Origin of the sequence: Pseudoalteromonas sp. NEC-BIFX-2020_015, from assembly GCF_012952265.1 — a bacterium.
GTDB classification, from domain to species: domain Bacteria; phylum Pseudomonadota; class Gammaproteobacteria; order Enterobacterales; family Alteromonadaceae; genus Pseudoalteromonas; species Pseudoalteromonas neustonica.
Window position 1 is genome coordinate 14,792 of record NZ_JABCJL010000033.1, and the last position, 22,615, is coordinate 37,406.

The following is a 22,615-nucleotide window of genomic DNA, read 5'->3' on the forward strand; positions in this document are numbered from 1 at the left end:
TAGTGATTTTGCCTTATTAGATTAGAAAAATATTATTTCTTTAGTGCTATTTTAATTATAGTCTACTCTTAAATTTATAAACTTAAATGAGGTTATATTTTGATTCAATTGCAACAAGAAAAGGACTTAGTGTTAAGCGATTGTAATATTCTTATTGTTGATGATGAGCCTCTAAATGCAATGGTGTTAGAACACATTTTGTCTGATGACTTTAAAGTGAATGTGGTTTTTTCTGGGGAGGAGGCACTCCAGTATTGTTTACAAAAAAATCCAGATCTTATTCTTTTGGACATTGTAATGGATGGAATGTCGGGCCTAGATGTATGTAAAAAAATAAAAGAAGATGTGCAGCTATGCCATATACCAATTATTTTTGTTACTTCTATTAAAAGTGAAGCGGACCAAAATATGTGTTGGGAAGCGGGGGGGGTAGATTTTGTTGAAAAACCGGTGAACGGAGTCACCCTACTGAATCGAGTTAAAGTTCATTTAACAATAAAACTACAAACTGATTTACTAAGAAAAATGTCATTAATTGATGAGCTAACAGGGTTGTACAATCGCCATTTGATAAGCGACGTTTTAAGTAAAAGTGTTTTACAAGTAAATAGAAGCGGGAGTTCACTTTCAGTCCTGATGATAGATATTGACTGGTTTAAACAATTTAATGATACATATGGCCATTTAGAAGGTGACAAATGTTTAAAATGTGTAGCAAAAGAAATACAACTCACTCTAAATAGACCAATGGACATGGCAATTAGGTTTGGAGGAGAAGAGTTTTTATGTATTTTACCTTATACAGACACTAGTGGTGCATTGCATCTTGCCAAAACAATATTAAACGGGCTAGTTAAGCTAAGTATTCCCCATGAAAACTCTCCCTTAAAAATAGTGACCGTTAGTATTGGTTTACATTCAATTGATGCTGGCACAAAAATGACCCCTCATGATCTAATACAGCATGCAGACGATGCACTATATAAAGCAAAACAACAAGGCCGAAACCAGTGCACCATTAGCTCTATTTAGAATGAGCTGTGGTGTTTTTGGGTTGATTTTATTGAAGGATTAAACTTAATGTTAAATTTATTTCATAAGGCGAATAAATTATTCGGTAAGAAGGTTGGCTATTTATTCCCTGTTTTTATAATTGTAATATTGCTTGTTTTTACTATTACAGTTGTCGTTTTTGAGACGCAATTAAGTAAATCGATTAATTCTTCAATTGAGAAAAATTTAACAGACAAAAGCCATTCGGTTTATACACAAATACAAAAAGAGATAGAGGGCTATAGAAATGACTTACGCTTTTTATTCACTACACCTCCAATTTCAGGGCTTGCTAGAGCCGCCAATCATAACGGCATTGATCCTTTAGATAACACGACCTCAGCACAGTGGAAGCAAAGGCTTGAAACTATTTTTGTTGCGTTTATTCAAAATAACTCTGAGTATGAACAATTACGTGTAATTAGTGCACAAAAGGAAGGCATCGAGCTTGTTAGGGTAGACCGCACCGGAGGTGGAATAACCGTTATGATGGATGCGGAGTTACAAAAAAAAGGCGATAGAGACTATGCGAAGGCAAGTAATGAGCTTTCAAATGGTGAAATTTACATGTCTAATATTTCACTTAACCGTGAATTTGGAAAGATAGATTTTCCCTATCGGCCGATGTTGAGGTTATCGATTCCTATTTTTGATGATGATATGCAGCGATTTGGTTTTGTTATTGTTAATATTAACGCCAGTCATTTATTTAAGTCTCTTCTGACAATTGTAAACGAGCCAAATCAATTAGCGTTAGTTGATAATGAAGGCTATTTTTTACTGCACCCAAATAAAGAGTTAATGTTTAGCAAAGACTTGGCAAGCGATTTACGCTGGGATACTTTTTATACTCTAGAAAAAAATACAAGTAGTGGGTTAACCATTGCTACACCAAAACGTGAAAATAAAGAAGGGGTGATTACTTTTGCAAGGAAAATAAGAATTAGCTCAGATGTAGAGTCAGGGTATTTTACAGCGTATTTATTAAACCCTCTGGCATACGTAAAGGGGTTAGAAAGTGAAAGAAGAACCAGTGTGTACGCATTTTTACTGGTTGTAGTGATACTTTTATTATTTATTCTAAGTGTGTTTAATCGCAGCATACGAAATACGCAAGCGCTTGCAGATGCCCGCGCAGAATCCGATGCCATAGTTGGTGGCTCTATGGATGCCATTATTGGTATTACAAAAGCAGGAATAGTAACTAGCTGGAATCGTGCTGCTTGCTCTTTATTCGGTTATCAAAGCAATGAGTCATTGGGAAAATCGCTTCAAAAATTGTCATTGTTCCCCGATCTAAAGCTTGATGATTTAATCGGGCAATTAGCTTCAGGTGTTCATCAGAGCTCTTTAGAAACAACGAAAAAAATTAATGGAAATATAGAGAAACACTTGTCACTTTCATTATCAGCAATTATTGATGACAGTGGTCAATATAAAGGGGTGGCTATTATAGCTAGGGACATTACTATAGAGAAATTAGCAAAAGAAAAAATACGTCAGGCTAATGCTGATCTAGAAGATAAAGTTGCCAGCAGGACAGCTGCATTAGAGAAAGCGAGTGAAGTTAAAAGTGCATTTATATCTAATGTTAGTCATGAAATGAGAACCCCACTAAATGGAATTATTGGTACATTAAATTTAGTAAAAAAAGAATCCCTTAGTGAGCAGCAACACCATTATTTAGAAATGACAGAGGTGAGCGTAAATAACTTATCCGTTTTAATTAATGATATTTTAGATTTATCAAAAATAGAGGCGGGCAAGCTCGATTTAGACTTCAAAGCATTTAATCCTGTTAAATTATTAGAAAGTTTATGCGGCAGCATGGCTGTCAAAGCACAAGATAAGGGGCTTGAATTTATTCTTGATGTTATAGATTTACATTGCCAATCCATTGTAAGTGATCCGCATCGATTTTCACAAATAATTACTAATTTAATAAATAATGCAATTAAATTTACGCCTAATGGGTATATAAAAGTTACGGCATACTCAAAGGTACACAATGATAAAACGGTGACAATCCATTGTGATATCGCAGATTCTGGTGTTGGGATTGCTGAAGATAATCAAAACAAATTGTTTAATGCATTTTCACAAGAGGACAGTTCTATTGCGTCTAAATATGGCGGAACAGGCCTGGGATTATCAATATGTAAGCAATTGTCACAGCTGCTAAATGGTGAAATTAGCTTTGAGTCAACAAAAGAGCAAGGTAGTATTTTTCATTTTAAACTTAACCTTAAAGAGGCTGATTCTGCGATTTTTGCACGTGAGAAAAGGTTGGCTGGGAAATCAGTCGCTTTGGTTGTAGCAAGTGAGCCTCTTAAAGTAAGCTTAGAAAAATTAGTACAAGGTTTTGGTGGTGTAATTTACATAAAAGACGAATTTGTTAGCTTAGTAGAGTCAGGTAATGAAGTTATGCAAGACTTCCCTGATTTAGTCATTATTGAACAAACGTCATTACTTTTAAAAGCGCTTGATAGTCGCTTTGCTAAGGTTACTGATCATTTTAAGTTATCTAAAAAAGTAGTTGTGATTGCAGACAGTGGTGAACCTAAGCCACTTTTAAAGTATATGAAGCCATTACTACTATCCAAACCAATTTTAGTCTCAGAATTTTTACATAAGGTTGTGAACGGTCGTGATAACTCTGGCGAGTCGAAAGAAAGTATGCGACGAGAAACAGACATCAAACATGTTGCTGAAGAAGGTATTGCAGGCGCTAATGTATTACTGGTAGACGATAATGATATAAATGCAGAAGTTGCAAAAGGGATTTTATCAGTTTTGGAACTAAACTTTACGCTCGCATCAAACGGACAAGAAGCAATAGAACGGATACTCGAAGCAACCGCTATTAATAAGCCTTTTCATTGTATTTTAATGGATTGCCAAATGCCTATATTGAATGGTTACGACGCCTCAAGCCAAATAAGGCAGGGTAAGGCTGGTTTATTAAATAAAGATCTTCCTATTATTGCAATGACTGCAAATGCCATGTTAGGAGAGAGAAAGAAATGTTTAGATGCTGGGATGAGTGATTATATTACTAAGCCTATATCAGCGGAGAAACTGATTGCAATTACAGCTAAGTGGATTGCTTCAACGTACGATAATTCTACGGTAGAGCCATCGGCAATCACTTTCATGGATGATAATTCTTTAGAAAATGTTCAAATACATACATTAAGTTGGGATAAAGATGCTGCATTGACGCGTTTGATGGGGAATAAAGATCTGCTTATTAAAGTGTGTGTGATGTTTTTAGAGCGAACAGAAGAAAAAATTAGCAACTTAAAAAATGCAATTTTAGCAAATGACTATGAATCGTCAGCTAAGCTAAGTCATGCCTTAAAGGGAATATCAGGGGATGTAGGGGCTATTATGCTCCATAAAATATTTAGTGAAATAGAGGTGATATCTTTAAATAAGGAGACTGACAAATTGGCAGCATTAAATACTAAAATAGAGACGGCTGAAGTAAATTACGCTGAACTGGCTATAATGATGCATGCGTATTTAGATTCTCAATAATGGCTATGATTATTTTGTTGTTCATGAGCAAAACACCATGGGCTTGGATAATAAAATCATCTTGGCTTGCAATAAGCCAGTAATTGGTACGTAAATTAGTTTTGGTAACCCAGCCCCTCTCTTGCAGTATAAATTAGGGTGTAGTGTTGCAGCCCAAGCGTTGTTTCTAGCTGATTGTTTTACGCCGCTATTAAACCTGCTCCTAGATTAATGAAAGATCAAAAAGCTCTAGGGCGTGTTGACCTTTCGTGATTGATTTTGCAGCAGTCTATTTGGTATTTAGGCAAGACAGAGCCTGTGTAGTGTGGTTGTTCCCCATAAATAGGGGATAACGCAGTATAAATGCCAAACATGCGCTGCCCTTTTGGTTTTGCCTCTAGGATACCTACATGAATGTAGACAATGGGCGTGATCAGGACACACAAGCTTTGCCCGGTTTTTACTTATTCTCACATGGATGTGAGCCAGTAGAATAACGCAGGAGCAGTTATCGAGCCCACTCGGTTACAAACCTCGTGCTGCGATTAAACCGCCCGGAGTTTAAACAAATTTTCATCCGTAAAGGTCACAGACGCAAGTTATACTTGTTTAATATACTCACTAAATTTTTGAATATAATAGGCTTACTTAAGAAGTCGTTCATGCCTGCATCAAAGCAACGTTGACGATCTTCTTCCATAACATTGGCAGTGATAGCTATTATAGGGGTGTGTGTGTATGCAGCAAGTAAGCGAATAAGATGTGTAGCTGTGATGCCATCCATTACGGGCATTTGCATATCCATCAAGATTATATCGTAGTGGTTAGTTTTACAGTTGTTGAGTGCTATTTCACCATTCTCAGCGGTTTCTATATTTTTAATGTTTAACTCAGCCAGCAAGCCCTTTAGTACAATTTGATTTATAGGACTATCTTCAACAATCAGAATCGTAATATTATCTGGATCAAAATTTAGCTTAATATTAGTGTCACTTTTCTTAAAAGGCTCTACTTTTGATGCGAGGTCACACGTAATATTAAAATAAAAAGTAGACCCTTTATTGATTTCACTATTGACCTCTAAAGTGCTGCCCATCAAGCTCAGAAGCTTGTTTGAGATTGTCAGGCCAAGCCCGGTTCCACCAAAGCGACGGGTTATGGAAGAGTCAGCTTGTGAAAAAGCATCAAATAATGAACTGATATTGTCAGGCGCAATACCTATACCGGTATCAGAAATGCTAAAAATGAGGTTAACACTTGATGTGCTTTTGCTTTTTAGTTCAATTGCTAAGCTTACATATCCAGATTCAGTAAATTTAACGGCATTACTAAGTAAATTGATTAAAACTTGTTTTAAGCGCGTTTCATCGCCATTAAGAAAGTCGAAGGAGTTATCAATAGATTTTGGTATAAGCAGCTTAATTTGCTTTGAATGTACAAGCGGATTAAACATTTGCTCTAGTTCATTTAATATTGAACTTAATTGAAAAGTGCTTTTTTCTAGCTTGATATTACCAGAATCAATTTTACTCAGATCAAGTATGTCATTTAAAATAACGAGTAAACTTTTACTGGAGGAGTTGACTAAATTAAGCATTTTTTGTTGTTCAGGCATTAATTCTGTGTTTTCAAGTAACCGTATCATGCCCAATATGCCATTCATTGGGGTGCGTATTTCATGACTCATGTTAGCTAAAAATTCAGACTTTATGCGTGATGTTTCTTCGGCTTCTTTTTTTGCTAACAGCAAGTTTTCGTTTAATACCCTAAATTGGTTTGCCGCTTCAGCTAATACGCCAATTTCATCATTACGGTGTGTTTCTGATAAATTGATCGATAAGTCACCCTGAAGTAAGCTTTTAAAATCGTTTGTTAGTCCTTTTATTGCTCTTATGATGTGTAAGTGAAAAAATAGAGCAAAAATAAGAAACAGTACAATAGACAAAAACAATGATCCTTTAATTATACTCTCAGCTTGAGTGATACTTGATTCGCTGGTATTTTTAATCTCCCTTAATAGATTTATTGACTCTTCCCTTAATTGCGCAGCTAAAGCGCTAAACTCCATGGTGTCTCCAGCAATTACAACATTTACTAATGTGAGATAGTTACGGTTTGCTTGAATACTTTTAGTAAAAGTTTTACTAAATTGTACTTTAAGCTCGCTGATCTGCGTTAATGCTGGCTGGTTTTGCAATGTGGTTGTCTTTAATTGCACTAATAAGAGATCAATATTTTTGAGGTTTTTTACAACTTCTTGGCGTTTCTGATATTCCCTGTTATTCAAAAAAAGAAATGCGTTTCTATTAAGTGTATGCCAGACGTTGGTTAAATTAGCGACGAGTAATTTGCTTTGTGTTGTTGTACTCTCAGCCATAACTTGAGTTAGTGTATTGATTGCTGATTCATAAATCGCTGGTAGTTCTTGATCGATCAACATTGCTTTTTCATTGTAGCGCAGATTAACAACATCTAAACTTTTTCCAAAATGTACGACTAATGCCTGCATTGATGATAGCAAAGAGGTGATTTTTTCATTTTCGACTTGTAGCTGTGTACTTGCAAGTCGTTGTTTAATGATGGCGTAATTTTTTTCGATTTTATCGAAGATAACTTGGTTACCTGAACTACCAAAAACGGATGTATCGCGTTGTATTTCTAAAATGTCTTTGTTGATCTCAAAAACGTTGATTGAAAGGTTGGTAATATTAAATATTTCGTCAACAGACTTATCGACAATTGCGATACGTTTTGTGATAACAATATATACAACTAACTGAATTAGAATAAATAAAGCTAAAACTGAAAGTACTTTAGCCGCGATAGAGTTAGTCAATTTTGATAGCATGAATATCCCTTATGCATTAAGTAGTTCATACCATTTATCAAGGCTATAGTCATAGTTATCCATAACGGTATTCCATACTGCAATATTCGAGAAACGTTTTTCGTAACTGCCGCCATCACGCAATTGACCTTGTTTAACTGAGACTTTACCATCAGTGCCTAATAAGTCTGATGTAGCTTCTTTTCCTTGGTACCAGTAATCCCATTCAGGCTTACTCATTAACTCTTTACTTCGTTCAGGGTTAGAGATGTAATAACCTTGTCTAGCTATAAACGCACCAGGCCAGCCTGAAAGCCACCAATTCATATAATCGTAAGCGGCATCTTTAACGTGTCCAGTTGTATTTGCTGATAGGCACATAACGCCGTGCCATGCCCTATACCCCTCTTTAGGAGATGCATACACAATTGGTAGCCCTTTGCTTCTACAAGCACTTACACCGGGCGAAAACATGCTTTGAAGGTGCACTCGTTTATCTACCATATAATCAACAGATTGTGGTACTGAGGTCCAAAACCCTGCGAAATGTCCGGACTGTTTTTTGCTGATAAGTATTTTAAACAGGGTATCTATTTCGGCTATTGTCATATTGCCTATATTTTTGAAGGTCATTAAGCCTTGTGCTTGTGCGGCTAGCGCGGCATCAAAAATACCTATAGTTGGTGCATTAACAAGTGCAACACGCCCTTTATTTTTATCGTCTAATAACCACCCCCATGATTCAGTTTGATAGGGGACTCCTTGGGCTATAAAGTTAGTGTTATAGCCAAAAGAATCTACATTATGCACATAAGGCATAAAACTGATTTTTGATGTGGGCGTTGTGCCTAGGCTGCCATCACTTTGGACAAAGAGAATTTTATTAGGTGCATCACCTGCGCCTATGTTTGCGTCAGGGGTTAATTTCCCTGTTTTAGTCAAAGAATTAATTTCATTCCAGTACTTTAATCTATCAATCTCTAAAGGCTGGATTGCCCCAGCTTGCCATAAAATATTGATAGAGTCTGACCACTGCTCATATAAATCGAAAGAAGATGGATCCGCGGCAGCTTTTTGTAAAACCGCAGCACTGCCTTTTGGTGTAAATTCAAGATTTATCCCCAGTTCCTGCATGGCTTTTAGGCGTAACTCCTCTTGCAAGGTGACATGTGTGCCCATTACGCGCAGAGTTATAGGCTTTTTAGCAAAAACATAAGGGGCTTTAAAAGCAAGTGCGGTTGTTGCTGCACCAACGGTCAGCGTGTTAAGAAAGTGCCGGCGAGTAATTTTTTGTTTAGTCATGTTTTCGCTCAGTAGTTATGTTTTTTTAAGTATAGTTAACATTAGATATTAATGAGATAATTTAATAGTAATAACCATATGAAATGAGGTTGTTTTATATGGACTTTGAGAGTTATTGACTAAACAAAAAATGCAATGGACTTTAATTGCATGACGTTTACGTATATACCCAAGTGACCTCAAAATGCAGGATTCAGCGTTTTACAGGGGCTTAATATTAAGGCGTTACTTCGCAATAATGGCGGTCCCTTTTAAGGAGTAACAACGCTGAGAGTAAGTGCCTGTGAAACGCCCAGAGGGTTGGTTTAAAAGCGATTTATACTGCGTTATTGATTTTGATAAGGGAATTACCATTGCCTGCAATCAATGCCTTGTCTAAATCCCTTTTAATTCCAACTGAAACTCACATCTTGAGGTGACTTGGGTATATTTAGTTAATTTATATACAATTCATTGCATAGACTCATTATGACAGCTAATCTTCTAGGTATCCAAGCAAGACAGATATAATAGGGCTTATAGATGAGTGAATCAATAGATTGCAATAGGGAATATTGCAATAATTGTAGCGATATTAACGGTTTAGACTTTGATTTTACAATGGCTTTTCAGCCTATTGTTAACTGTAAAACTAAGCGTGTTTTTGGTTATGAAGCGCTTGCTCGTGGTTTAAATAATGAGTCAGCTTATTCTGTTATTTCTAAAGTTAATGACGATAACCGTTATTTATTTGATCAGCTTTGTAGAGTGAAAGCAATCGCACTTGCCGCTGAACTTAAACTTGATGGCATGTTGAGCATCAATTTTTTACCAAATGCAATTTACAAACCTGAGCGTTGTATAAGAACGACACTTGAAGCCGCTAAAAAACATAATTTCCCTACACAGAACATCATGTTCGAATTTACGGAAGTCGAAAAAATTGAAGATACTAATCATGTAAAACGTGTGGTTGAATACTATCAATCACTTGGGTTTAAAACAGCAACCGATGATTTTGGTGCTGGGTATTCGGGTATTAATTTATTAGCAGATTTTCAAACTGATATTGTTAAGTTAGACATGGGGTTGATTAGGGGCATAGATAAAGACCACAAGCGGCAAATTGTTGTTAGGCATTGCTTAAATATGTTAACTGAATTGAATATTTTAGTTTTGGCGGAGGGGATCGAAACGATTGAGGAGTATCAATGGTTAAGTAATGCTGGGGTGGAATTAATGCAAGGGTATTTCTTTGCAAAACCCGGCTTTGAAAGTTTACCTTCAGTGAGTTTTAGTTGAATTTTAGGTCGAATCAATTTTTTATACCAAGGTTTAATGACTGTGCAGGCAGCTCCTGATGTTATAGTTTATTACAAGGGCATGCCATTATTGGTACAATGAATTAACATCATTCACTTACGAGTAGCCAGCAGGGCGACTATCTTGCATTAATAGATCGAGTTTTTTTTGCGCTTTTTTATAGTTTTCTAAATCGACAATTTCAATCATTTCACATTCATCTCTTACCATTTCAGCAATGAGGCTAGGGTAATGGCGGCAATCTTCAGGCCTATCTAAATAAATGCTGCAGGTGTACTTGTTAGGTGCAGTTGCATTTTTTTTTGGTTCAACCTCAAGGAAAGGGCATTTTGATAATTTTTCGCCTGATTTAGGATCAAACCATATTTCGTCACCTTTGACGAACTCAAAAATATCAGGATTAAATATTTCCCAAAGATCGATTTCTTCCTTTGTCGCACACAAATCTCCACCGCCGTATTTTATACAACATTTACCGCATTGGTTACAGTCTTTCATAGTTCACTGATTATCAGGCTATACAAATACACATATTAGCATTGATAGTCTTTTTTTAGCATTACTGAATCACTTGACTAGCTCCAGCTCAGGTTGTAGCAAAGACTGGCGATTTTGATACTTTGGTATATTGTTAATACAGGTGTTGGTCATGTTAACATAAAGTATCAATTTTATTCTCGATAAATGGAAATTAAAGGTCACTTATGAGGCTTGTTTTTTGGTTGTTTTTTGTTTTTAATTGTAGTGCTTTTGCGCAAGATTCTATTGAAAAACTTGGCGTGTTTAATATCTATCATGATTCAGACTATTCCACCCATAACCCATCTGCAGTTGCTATGCAGATGGGGTTTATGACTGCACTTAATGAAATTGGCAATACAGTTAATGGCTATCAAATTGATTTTTTAGGAAAAGATAATCGTGGGAATAGTAACCGTAGCTTTTTGACGATGAAACGTTTTTTAAACGACCCCAAAGGTCTTGCTATTCTTGGAGGCTTGCATTCCCCACCATATATAAAATATAGAGATTTTATTAATGAAAATGGGTTGTTGCTACTTGTACCGTGGGCTGCGGGAGGGCCAATTACCCGCTACCCAAAGGTTAAAAATTGGGTATTTAGATTATCACTAGATGACACTAAAGCTGGCATGAAAATGGTAGAGTACGCAACGCAAACATTAAAGTGTAACTCAGTTGATTTACTTTTAGAAAATACACCATGGGGGATATCTAATCATAAAACCATGACGAATGCATTGGGCAGTGCGATACCTAATAACGTTTATTGGTTTAATTGGAATGTAAAATTATCTCAGGCCAGCATTTTACTAAAAGAAATTGAGCAATCAAAAAGCGACTGTGTGCTGTTTGTTGGCAATGCTGTTGAAGGAAAGTATTTCGTTAAAGCAATGGCAAATCTACCAAAAGAAAAACAAAAGCCGATAGTGAGCCACTGGGGTATCACAGGCGGTGATTTTTTTAACTCAGTCAGTGGTGAATTAAATAATGGGTTACCGTTATATTTTTTACAAAGTTGTTTTGATTTAAATCGCCCCGATTTGGACCTACATACACAGCAGGTGCTAGACATAGCTGCAAAGTTATTCCCTGATGAATTTAAACAAAAAAAGCATTTATTAGCGCCCGCAGGCTTTGTACATGGCTACGATATAGGCAAAATATTGATAGCAGCGATGAATGATGTTGATTTGGTTGCACAGGTAAATATCGTAAGAGATAGAGTTAGAAAGAAGCTGGAAGAGTTAGATAAACCCATTACAGGATTAATGAAAGTTTATCAGAGGCCTTATTCAATATGGAGCGAGGACAATCCTGATGCGCACGAAGCACTCGGTGCAGAAGATATCTGTATGGCGCAATTTAATAACACCGGACAAATACACATCATTACTCCTCAGCGTGAGATATAAAGTATGCTGGTGGCTATAAAAAAAATAATGACTATGTCATCAAATAAAGCATTTTATGCTTTTTTAATTACTAGTTTATTACTGTCTATTTTAGTTAGTACTTACTTAGTTGGAAGCAGAGCTGAAGATTCAGTCAATAAGCTGTATAGCAAAGCCAATCAAGTTGAGTCAGAGTTAGCAGTTAGTTATCTACGGCAGTTTTTAGATACCCGCCAGCAAATACTACGGGATTTATCTCGCCATCCTATTTTATCAAACAGTGTAATGGGGACAGATCTATCTCAAGCATCCGTGGCTGATTTTTTGAATGACTACAAAATATTGGGCAATACAGAATCAATAAAGCTTATTAATATATTAAGAGTGCCTATTTATGAAAACTTTCCTGCGATAGATATAACGGAAACTGAGGACGAAAATAGCTGGGTTCAAAAAATACTTGATGAGAAAGCAGAGCAAGCGATTATATTGTCAACGCGCAACAATGAAAATTTCTTTAAAATTGCAGTGTCAGTTAAATACAGTGACTTTACTGAAGGGGTCTTATTGGTCGAGTTTAGCACAAGCTTAGAGGAGCTTTTATCCTCAGCAATTGAGAGTAATGCTTATGGTTTAACCTTGCAGGGACCATTGGTTTTATACTCGAACTTAGATGCTAATAAAGAATATTTGAGCATTAATAAGCAATACATAGGTGACACCGGGATTCAATTAGAATATTTAATCAGCACAAGCGTTTTAGAAGAAAAAGTATCAGGCTTTACGCGAGATATTTTTTTAGCTGTGATTGTTAGCCTCATATTATCCTTTGCAATTTTATTGATATTTGGTAAGCAACTTTTACTTAATCCATTTAAACGCTTGGAGCGATCGCAGCAAGTCTTAGCCGAAAGTGAAGAGCGGTATAAGTTATCAATCAGTGGCACTACAGACGGAATTTGGGATTGGGATATAGCCAATAAAACGGTTTATTACTCCCCCCGCTTTCGAGAGCTATTAGGCTATCAACATCATGATATCGAAGGGTTTCCAAATAAACTAAAAAGTTTTAAACAAAAAATACATGAATTAGATAAGAATAGGGTGTTAGATGTTTTTACTTTGCATTTAGAGAATAATCAACCATGTGACATTGAGTTGAAATTGTACACAAAAACACGTGAAATAAGACACTTTAGGCTTAAAGGCATTGCGTTAAAGAACGATAAAAACAACGCTATTCGTATGGCGGGTTCACTTACTGACATAACAGAACAAAAGACTGGGCAAGAGGCATTAAAGGCTGCAAAAGAGCAAAATGATTTATTAGCGAATGCGATCGAATCATGCAATGTGGGAATTTGCATAGCCGATGCAACTTTAGAGGGCTCACCGCTTGTATTCATTAACAGTGCGTTTTCTCGGATCACGGGCTATGGTAATGAAATTTTAGGACAAAACTGTCGATTTCTCCAAGGAGTCGACACTTGTGCTGAAACGATTAAAGAAATCAAAGAGGCGCTGCAAGCTAAAAAAATTCATCGTGTAGAGATTTTAAATTACACAAAAGAAAATAAACCATTTTGGAATGACTTACAAATATCTCCCGTATTTAGCAATGAAGGTGTACTTAGTGCATTTGTTGGAATACAGCAAGACATTACTGAAAAAGTAGAAGCTGAAAAAGAACTTGTTGAAGCTAAAGGGCAGGCTGAGTTGGCTAATGTGACAAAGAGTGAGTTTTTAGCAGCAATGAGTCATGAAATACGAACACCGATGAATGGTGTACTCGGCATGTTAAACTTATTGAAACACTCAAAGCTGAATGAAGATCAATATTATAAAGTAAAGGTTGCTTCCAGTAGTGCGAATTCTTTACTGACTTTGATAAATGATATTTTAGACTTTTCTAAGGTTGATGCAGGAAAACTTGAACTAGAGATATTAGAGTTTGATATTCGAGATATGCTAGGTGAGTTTGCTCAGTCTGCGGCGGTGCCCGCACATGATAAAGGTCTTGAATTTATTTTAGATATGACTCAAGTAAATGTTTCGTGTGTTCAAGGTGATCCAGGGCGGTTACGACAAATATTAACTAACTTAGTCAGTAATGCAGTTAAATTTACTGCTTCAGGGGAGGTATTAGTTGAGGTCATACTAAGTGAATTGGATATAGAAAACTGGCAACTCAGATGCAATATTAAAGATACTGGCATAGGCATAACGCAGGATCAGCAAACTAAGTTATTCAAATCATTTTCACAGGTTGATGCATCAACAACGCGAAAATTTGGTGGTACAGGGCTCGGCTTAGCGATCGTTAAAAAATTATGTGTGCTTATGAATGGGGATGTGAGTGTTGAAAGCGATGATGGAAAAGGTAGTTGTTTTAGTTTTTATGTACAACTTTCAAAATCTGATAAGGCACAGCCCATAATACCTAATGTGGATATCAGCAAATTAAATATACTGGTAGTTGATGATAATTGCACGCACCTTAATGTATTAAGCTCACAGCTTAAACATTGGGGGGCGAATGTTAAGGTGGCGATGTCTTCAGCGGATGCATTCACGGTCGCAAATACCTTCTATGAAAAAAATAAGCGTACTTTTGATATTGGTTTTCTAGATATGGATATGCCGGGTATGAATGGTATTGAATTAGCAAAAGGATTGCTTGCTAATGAGAGTCACAAAAGTATTCAATTGATTGTTATGACGACAATAAATGATAAGGGCGATGATGCATACTTTGAAAAAATGGGTTTTTCAGGTAGCTTTAAAAAGCCAGCAATAACATCTGATTTATTTGCGGTATTTGCGAGCACGGTAGGCAGCGGAGCTTACTCTGATAGAGCGAGCCAGTTGTCACAACAATTCACAAAAACACTGCGCAGCAATGGCGCTGTGGAAAATATAATATGGGAACCTTCAATTCGAATTTTACTTGCTGAAGATAATCAAGTTAATCAGATTGTTGCAATAAGTATGTTGAACAAACTAGGATTACATCAAATAGATGTAGCAGCAAATGGCGAAGAAGTGATTAGTTATCTAAAAAACGCCCAGCAATTTGAACAATATACCGCAGTGATTATGGATTGTCAGATGCCAGTAATGGATGGTTACGAGGCTACGCGGCAAATTAGAGAACTAAAGTGTGGAAAAATATACGCAAAAGTTCCAATAATCGCGATGACAGCAAATGCCATGGTAGGTGATAAAAGAAAGTGCATTGAAGCTGGGATGGATGATTATGTACCCAAACCCATTATGCAAGATAACTTACTCGAAAAACTGCTTTTATGGTTACCCCATTCCTTAAAATGAAAATAAGATAAGCTAACATACAAGCAGTGCTTGAGCTGATTTTTGAACGCCCTCGTTTAGAATACATTCTGTATTTAAATGTTGATTTATTTATATGCAATTTAGTTATTTAGCGCTAAGTTTATAGAGTCAGATCACACGCTATGGCACTTTTTATATTTTTTATTGCTACCACATGGACACTCATCATTACGATTTACTTTTATATCAGTAACAGGGAAAATTTCGCCATCTAAATAGCGCCATAGCTTATTTTCTTTGATAAATTGTGATTTTTCATGTAACTGACAATATAAATTTTGATAAAAATAACTAGCGCAAAATTCAACATAGCCTGTTTCTTCGTTGTGGTCAGTACTAATGACGCTTAATGATATAAAGCGACAACTATTAGCAAAGTCAGCAATTTCTATTACAGGGTTTTCGGCTTGTTTTTCTTGTGCATAAGTTTGGTAAACATATTTTGCGTTTTTTAGGGCATATGCAACAAATCGAGAGCGCATTAGCTGTTCTGGGCTAGTTGCTTGTATTGTTCCTAAGTGTAATTTTTCACAGCAGTCTTGGTAGCTTTGAAGGCTCCCACACAAGCAAGTTTTGTCAGTATGTGTAGTCATAGTTCAAATATGTTTATTCAAAAACGGCATTTTAGCAGTTTATTGAGCTAATGCTATCTCTGTCATGTTTTGTGTCTTAGTAAAGCAATATAGCTTTGCGCTAGCTTGGTCTAATTTTAGTGAGAGATTACTAATTTGATTATCTTTTACGATATCAGTCCATGTTATCACCGCTGCAAAATTACCATTATGTAATGCAGAATTTAAAACATATTCTAAATTCACAAGATGCTTTTGTCTTATTACTAAGAGCTTACTTGTATCAATTGAGTATGAATCCAGCAGAGCTTTACTTGGTACATGATCTGGTGCTATTAATAATGTCCATGCATTTTTATTATTATAATGATGTAGAACCTTTAGTAGTTCAAAAGTAGCTGATATCTCATCCTCAATTTGAATTAAATTTACTGACGAGCTTAGGTTATCTTGTTGATAGCTTTTAACGGTTCTAACAGTAATTGGCTGTAACATAGGTTCTACTCACTGGTTGTTTATACAGTATGTGTATACAGTAGTTTATACAGTGTTTGTGTGCAAGCGTTTTTTGCCAATTTTTTATACGATTACTGCCTTTAATTTTTTTTAATAGATCAAATGCGGAAGTGAAAAGTTTAAATCTTTTAAATTTCAAATATTTATTTTTTAGTGAATTAAAAAATCGTTTAATTCCTTTGGCTAGGATTGTGATGGGATTAGGTGAGAAAACTGTTGTTGATGAATTTGTTCATACAATGATGCTGCATAACATTGTGCATCTTTAAAGCGACGTGTTGTTATGTGTTTACGTAAGTCTGCTAATGTGATCGTTGCAGGTTCATAGCCTTGGCTGCTGGCTAAAGTTAACCATACCGCACCATGAAAAATGCTACTGGGTACGCCTTGGCCTTTAATAAAAAATAAGCCCAGATAAAACTGTGCCTTGTGATTGCCTGCCATCGCAGCTAGACGCATCCATTTAGCGGCCAGAGGGACCTGTTCATTTTTTAAATAGTAAAGTGCTTTCGTTACTGTTTTGTCCGATGTTTCAGGTGTGGGGTCTTTATTCTCAACTGTTGTTGGTTGAGTTATAAATGACAACACGTTTTCAAGTTGTTGTTCAAGATCAAGGCCAATTGGAGATGTATCAGTCATAATGCCACGCATGTTATTTTTTTTATACACTACGTAAGTTTAGTCTAAGACCGGGTGATTTGTCCTATTATTCTTTTAATCTGTGATAAAATTACGAAATTATTCCCCTGTGAAAATGAATTATCATTATGCTTGATGCGTTATTTAAAATTAGCGCGCACAATTCGACTGTGCGCCGTGAATGTATTGCTGGTTTAACGACCTTTATCACCATGGTTTATATTGTTTTTGTTAATCCGGCCATGTTAGCTGAGGCCGGTATGGATCAAGGTGCGGCTTTTGTTGCTACTTGTATCGCAGCTGCAATTGGTTGCTTTATTATGGGCTTTTGGGCTAATTATCCATTAGCGTTAGCGCCAGGTATGGGATTGAATGCGTTTTTTACGTATGGTGTGGTGCTTGGTATGGGCCATACTTGGCAGGCTGCGTTAGGTGCCGTGTTTATATCGGGCTGCATTTTTTTGCTTTTAAGTTTATTTAAAGTGAGGGAGTGGATAATTAACGCGATTCCGCTTGTTCTTAAACAAGCTATAGCGACAGGCATTGGTGCTTTTTTAGCGCTTATTGCGTTAAAGAATGCTGGAATTATTGTCGCGAGTCCAGCCACGTTAGTTCAGCTTGGAGATATAACTTCTGCGGGTCCATTACTTGCAATTTTAAGCTTTTTTGTCATCGCGGCGTTATTATTTCGTGATTTCAAAAGTGGTGTATTGATCAGTATTTTATTAGTGACATTGATTTCTCTGAGTTTAGGCTTAGTGCAATACCAAGGCGTAATTTCTATGCCGCCTTCACTTGCTCCTACATTTATGCAATTGGATTTTGCTGCTGCGTTTGAGCTTTCTATGCTCAGTGTTATTTTTGCTTTTTTGTTTGTTGATTTATTTGATACCTCAGGTACTTTAGTTGCTGTAACTCAAAAAGCAGGTTTAGCCGATGAAAAAGGCAATATGCCTCGCTTAGGACGAGCATTAAGTGCTGATAGTACGGCAACAATTGCAGGCTCAGTACTTGGCACATCTACGACAACGTCATATATAGAATCGGTGGCGGGTGTGTCTGTTGGAGGGCGTACTGGTTTAACCGCTGTTGTGGTCGGGCTGTGTTTTTTATTGATGATGTTTTTTGCACCGCTTGCGAAAATGGTCCCTGCTTATGCTACCGCTGGTGCAATTTTATATGTTGCAGTTTTAATGCTGCAAAATTTAAAGTTTGTAAATTGGGATGATATGACAGATGCCATTCCGGTCAGTGTAGTGCTGTTAATGACACCTTTAACGTTTTCAATCGCGCATGGGATTGCACTTGGTTTTATTTCTTATACGGCTGTTAAAGTATTATGTGGTAAACGTGATGAAGTTAGTATCAGTGTATGGATACTAACAGCGATGTTTGTTATTAAATTTGCATTTTTGTCCTAATAAGATAAAACGAAGAAAAAGTGATCACCACTTTTTCTTCGGTGCAAATAAAATATCTAAGTCGTCTTGTTCTTCTTCGTTTTTCTTTTTTAATGCCGTTGCATTTGAAGCTTTAAGTTCAGTACTAATTGTTTCCAGGTAACCTTCCAGCTCAGCCCGTTTGGTTGTTACATACTCATCGGTGTAGGAAATTGCAGAAATAGTCGCATAAGCTTTTTCAAAGTATTGCCTAGCTGAGCCGACCATATTAGCTGAACGTGCTGATAAACCTCGCTTTATTTGACTTTCTATATTTATTTTTAGTTGGAGTTTTTCTAGGCGTTTGTCTTCGGCAACGAATACTTGGCTATCTACTTTCCCTTTTCCATGTTCAGAACGTAGTATCACTCTTAATTTTTTTATACCTTGGATCAATGCAATGAGTTGCTTGTCGTTATCCGGTAACGCTAAGTTCTCACCGTTTGTCCCTTCAGGCTTGTTTGCTAGACGTTCTTTTGATTCTTTTAGGCGGTTTTTTAGTTCTTTTGAAGTGGGGGATAATTGTACCATTGAAGATAGCGCGTCATAAATACGACGCTGAATAACATATAAAATGTGATCTGACATGGGGATATTGGCGCTATTAAGAAGCACATCTTCAGACTCTTCGATGATCTTTTTTTGTTTTGTAAGGTCTTTACGACGCTCAGTCTCTTGTTTCTCTTTATGTTGTTGTACAGCACTAACCCAAAGGGCAATGACGATCAGCGCAACAATTAACATAATAATAATAGAAACGATCATGGTTTTGGTCTCTGGTTTCTCAAACTAATAATTTTTATCTTACATTAAATATATGCTAACTGGGTAGTTTTGCGCAGCTTATACAAAATAAAATTAGCATTGTGGTTATTTATTACTATTAATTGCACGTTCATAATATTTTCCAATTTGAATACCAGTCAAATGATGGCTACCTCAAGGCGTAGGATTATGCTAGCCTTGATGCATTAGTCTTATAAATGTACCTGTGGCTGTATTTATTTTCTTTAAGAAGAAATAAAGCTTGGCTTGAAGCGGTGTAACATTTATAAATAAGCAGTATAACAACACTAAAAATGCAGCCATGAAATTACAACAACTCAGATACATCGTCGAAGTTCAAAACCATAAGCTTAATGTATCAGCAACAGCTGAAAGTTTATTTACCTCACAACCAGGCATCTCTAAACAAGTTCGTATGTTGGAGGATGAACTCGGCGTGCAAATTTTTGGACGAAGTGGCAAACATTTAACTCATGTGACCAGTGCTGGGACTGAAATTATTAATATTTCACGCGAGATTCTTTCTAAAGTCGAAGGAATTAAAGCGGTCGCAAATGAGCACACATTGCCAGATCAAGGTAAGCTGAATATTGCTACAACGCATACGCAAGCACGTTATGCGCTGCCTAGTGTTATTCAAGGCTTTATGAAGAAGTACCCTGCAGTATCGTTGCATATGCATCAAGGAACGCCGCAGCAGATTTCTGATGCTGCAGCTAGAGGGGATGCGGATTTTGCAATCGCAACTGAAGCATTGCATTTATATTCAGATTTAGTGATGTTACCGTGTTACCACTGGAATCGCAGTATTGTAGTTGCAAAAGATCACCCCCTAGCTAAAAAAGCAGATTCACTTACCGTAGCTGATATTGCAAAGTACCCATTAATTACGTATGTATTTGGTTTTACTGGGCGTTCAGAGCTTGATAAAGCATTTAATGCACAAGGGCTTGACCCCCATATTGTTTTTACAGCAACGGATGCCGATGTGATTAAAACTTATGTGCGCCTTGGGCTAGGGGTCGGTGTAGTTGCATCAATGGCAATAGATCAAGTCTCAGATACTGATTTGGTGTGTATTGATGCGAGTCATTTATTTGAAGCCAGTACGACTAAAATCGGCTTCAGAAAAGGCAGTTTTTTACGCAGTTATATGTATGATTTTATAGAGCGCTTTGCACCTCACTTAACAAAAGAGCGTGTTGAACGGGCGAGCTTATTACGAAATCAAGATGATGTAGACAAATTGTTTGAAGGTATAGATTTACCTGTTAAGTGATGAAGCATTAAAAAAGCCGCAAAAGCGGCTTTTTTAATGCGTAAAACTTAACACTCGATAATATTGACAGCTAAGCCACCACGTGCGGTTTCTTTGTATTTTGTTTTCATGTCGTTACCAGTATCAAGCATCGTTTTAATTACCTTATCCAATGATACTTTTTGTTCGCCACTGCCGCGGATTGCTAAACGGGAGGCATTAATCGCTTTAATTGCGCCCATTGCATTACGTTCAATACATGGCACTTGAACAAGCCCACCTACAGGATCGCAGGTTAAACCTAAGTTATGTTCCATGCCAATTTCAGCCGCATTTTCAACTTGTAATACATTACCACCAACAATTTCAGTAAGTGCACCTGCGGCCATTGAACAGGCAACGCCTACTTCGCCCTGACAGCCAACTTCAGCACCTGAAATTGATGCATTCTTTTTATAAAGTATGCCAATAGCAGCAGCAGTCAACAAGTAGCGAGTCGCGATATCGCGATCCACCTCTTTAATAAATGTATGGTAGTACATTAATACCGCAGGTAATATACCTGCTGCCCCGTTAGTAGGAGCGGTTACTACACGACCACCTGCGGCGTTTTCTTCATTGACGGCTAAGGCAAATAAATCAACCCAATCCATCGCGCGAAGTGGATCATTACTGACTTCAATATTGAGTTTTAAATACAGACTAGGTGCGCGGCGCTTTACTTTTAAACCACCCGGTAATATACCTTCAGTACGCATGCCGCGTTCAATACACGCTTTCATTACTTGCCAAATATTGAATAATTCATCTTTTATGGCATCTTCAGTGCGAAGTGTTTTTTCATTTTTCATCATTAAGCTTGATACGCTATACCCGGAGTCTTTACACATTTCGAGTAATTCTTTAGCGCTGCCAAATGGAAAAGGTGCAGGATTTTCTTCGCGAATATCAAGTGCAGCTTGTTTTTCGTTATCAAACTCTTCATCGGTTACAATAAAGCCACCGCCGATTGAATAATAAACTTTACTGTGGAGTTTATCGCTTCCTTTAAATGCAATAATTTCCATTGCATTTGAATGCTTTGGTAAGGTTTTACGACGATGAAATACGATCGCACCTTGTTTCGGGAATTTGGCTTGATGTACTTGATTTAAGTGGATAACTTGTTCATTTTCGATTTTAGTGAGAATATCATCGACTAAATCGGCATCGATCGTTTCTGGGTCATAACCCGCAAGACCTAGAATAACGGCTTTACCTGAACCATGACCAATACCTGTTTGTCCTAATGAGCCATACAGCTCGACTTTAACGCTGGTGACATCGGTTAATAAGTTTTGTTCTTGTAGTTCGTTAACAAATAAACGCGATGCGCGCATTGGGCCGACGGTGTGAGATGATGACGGCCCGATGCCAATACTAAACATATCAAATGCACTGATCATAATTACTTTACTCTACTTTTTACTCAGCACGATTGCTGCCTTTGAACGGTCGCACATAATAACGCGTAATTATACCCTTGTAACCATTTGCAACAGAGTTTTAAACTGGTATGGCGAGCTGTTTTGTAAAGTTTTTTATAATGCTTGCAGTTGCGCCCCATAGTAATCCATAAGGGGTTGAAAACCCTTGTAAAGTGATTATCTTACCAAAACGCTCAAAATTTATAGGATGCCAATTATTTACATTAGCGAGTGCACTAACTTGCAGCAAAAAACTTGCAGCGACTTCATTTTTATCAGCTTGCCAAAATGTATTGGGTGCTAACAAGCCTACATAGGGCGTAATCGTGAAACCTGTGAGGGTGGAGTAATCTGCTAATTGACCAACGATAGTTACATTCGATGGGGCAATATTAAGCTCTTCATTTAGCTCCCGCAGTGCGGTATGGCGTAAGTTTGTATCGGTTAATTCATGTTTACCGCCAGGTAAGCAAATTTCCCCCGGGTGATGATTTAAAAAAGTAGGGCGCTTGCATAATAATATATGTGCGCTGTTGTCTATATCAATTAATGGCAACATGACTGCACTGGCCCGTTGTGGACGTTTAGAGCGTATACTCTGAATTTGCTGCGCATGCTCATTAATAGGTGCGCTTAGCTGAAAACGCGCCATAAGCTGTTGACTATTCACAC

Annotated in this window: 16 protein-coding genes; 7 read left to right on the forward strand and 9 right to left on the reverse strand. The window is 37.0% G+C overall.

The window, feature by feature from the left end:
* Window positions 1-99: 99 nt before the first annotated feature.
* Window positions 100-1,032 (forward strand): diguanylate cyclase, encoded by a 933-nt coding sequence (locus HH219_RS19060; protein WP_054205510.1) that lies wholly within the window; start codon window positions 100-102, stop codon window positions 1,030-1,032.
* A gap of 48 nt (window positions 1,033-1,080) precedes the next feature.
* Complete coding sequence (locus HH219_RS19065) at window positions 1,081-4,593, forward strand: ATP-binding protein (RefSeq protein WP_169328347.1); 3,513 nt, start codon at window positions 1,081-1,083, stop codon at window positions 4,591-4,593.
* A gap of 565 nt (window positions 4,594-5,158) precedes the next feature.
* Here the strand turns inward: HH219_RS19065 and HH219_RS19070 are convergent.
* Complete coding sequence (locus HH219_RS19070; protein WP_169328348.1) at window positions 5,159-7,420, reverse strand: response regulator; 2,262 nt, start codon at window positions 7,418-7,420, stop codon at window positions 5,159-5,161.
* A gap of 9 nt (window positions 7,421-7,429) precedes the next feature.
* Complete coding sequence (locus tag HH219_RS19075) at window positions 7,430-8,578, reverse strand: extracellular solute-binding protein (protein WP_231659050.1); 1,149 nt, start codon at window positions 8,576-8,578, stop codon at window positions 7,430-7,432.
* 645 nt (window positions 8,579-9,223) lie between these two features.
* On the opposite strand from HH219_RS19075, the gene HH219_RS19080 reads away from it, so the two are divergent.
* Entirely contained in the window at window positions 9,224-9,982 is a 759-nt protein-coding gene (locus tag HH219_RS19080; RefSeq protein WP_169328349.1) for an EAL domain-containing protein, read from the forward strand.
* Between the two features lie 117 nt (window positions 9,983-10,099).
* Here the strand turns inward: HH219_RS19080 and HH219_RS19085 are convergent, their stop codons facing one another.
* Window positions 10,100-10,501, reverse strand: a complete 402-nt coding sequence (locus HH219_RS19085; RefSeq protein ID WP_054205505.1) for a YkgJ family cysteine cluster protein — start codon at window positions 10,499-10,501, stop codon at window positions 10,100-10,102.
* Between the two features lie 206 nt (window positions 10,502-10,707).
* On the opposite strand from HH219_RS19085, the gene HH219_RS19090 reads away from it, so the two are divergent.
* Both HH219_RS19090 and HH219_RS19095 read left to right on the forward strand, forming a co-directional pair.
* Complete coding sequence (locus HH219_RS19090) at window positions 10,708-11,937, forward strand: ABC transporter substrate-binding protein (protein ID WP_169328350.1); 1,230 nt, start codon at window positions 10,708-10,710, stop codon at window positions 11,935-11,937.
* A gap of 27 nt (window positions 11,938-11,964) precedes the next feature.
* Entirely contained in the window at window positions 11,965-15,246 is a 3,282-nt protein-coding gene (locus HH219_RS19095; protein WP_249118561.1) for a PAS domain-containing hybrid sensor histidine kinase/response regulator, read from the forward strand.
* A gap of 134 nt (window positions 15,247-15,380) precedes the next feature.
* Here HH219_RS19095 and HH219_RS19100 read toward each other — a convergent pair whose 3' ends face one another.
* The 3 genes from HH219_RS19100 to HH219_RS19110 form a co-directional block, all read right to left on the reverse strand.
* Complete coding sequence (locus tag HH219_RS19100; RefSeq protein ID WP_054205503.1) at window positions 15,381-15,860, reverse strand: YchJ family metal-binding protein; 480 nt, start codon at window positions 15,858-15,860, stop codon at window positions 15,381-15,383.
* A gap of 39 nt (window positions 15,861-15,899) precedes the next feature.
* Window positions 15,900-16,334: a SulA-like leucine-rich domain-containing protein gene (locus HH219_RS19105; protein WP_169328352.1), complete on the reverse strand. Its 435-nt coding sequence runs from the start codon at window positions 16,332-16,334 to the stop codon at window positions 15,900-15,902.
* Window positions 16,335-16,538: 204 nt separating this feature from the next.
* Window positions 16,539-16,994 carry a sel1 repeat family protein gene (locus HH219_RS19110; protein ID WP_054205530.1) on the reverse strand — a complete coding sequence of 152 codons (456 nt, stop codon included), beginning with the start codon at window positions 16,992-16,994 and terminating at the stop codon, window positions 16,539-16,541.
* A gap of 128 nt (window positions 16,995-17,122) precedes the next feature.
* Here HH219_RS19110 and HH219_RS19115 point away from each other — a divergent pair, with 128 nt between their 5' ends.
* Entirely contained in the window at window positions 17,123-18,415 is a 1,293-nt protein-coding gene (locus HH219_RS19115) for an NCS2 family permease (protein WP_054205501.1), read from the forward strand.
* Window positions 18,416-18,439: 24 nt separating this feature from the next.
* On the opposite strand, the gene HH219_RS19120 is transcribed toward HH219_RS19115, so the two are convergent.
* Window positions 18,440-19,198: a hypothetical protein gene (locus tag HH219_RS19120; protein WP_054205500.1), complete on the reverse strand. Its 759-nt coding sequence runs from the start codon at window positions 19,196-19,198 to the stop codon at window positions 18,440-18,442.
* Window positions 19,199-19,520: 322 nt separating this feature from the next.
* Here HH219_RS19120 and cysB point away from each other — a divergent pair, with 322 nt between their 5' ends.
* Complete coding sequence (gene cysB / locus HH219_RS19125) at window positions 19,521-20,498, forward strand: HTH-type transcriptional regulator CysB (protein WP_054205499.1); 978 nt, start codon at window positions 19,521-19,523, stop codon at window positions 20,496-20,498.
* Between the two features lie 47 nt (window positions 20,499-20,545).
* Here the strand turns inward: cysB and HH219_RS19130 are convergent, their stop codons facing one another.
* Both HH219_RS19130 and HH219_RS19135 read right to left on the reverse strand, forming a co-directional pair.
* Window positions 20,546-21,922: an L-serine ammonia-lyase gene (locus tag HH219_RS19130; RefSeq protein WP_054205498.1), complete on the reverse strand. Its 1,377-nt coding sequence runs from the start codon at window positions 21,920-21,922 to the stop codon at window positions 20,546-20,548.
* A 100-nt stretch (window positions 21,923-22,022) separates the two neighbouring features.
* Window positions 22,023-22,613, reverse strand: coding sequence for a CoA pyrophosphatase (locus HH219_RS19135; protein WP_054205497.1), 591 nt, complete (start codon window positions 22,611-22,613; stop codon window positions 22,023-22,025).
* Between the last annotated feature and the right edge of the window lie 2 nt (window positions 22,614-22,615).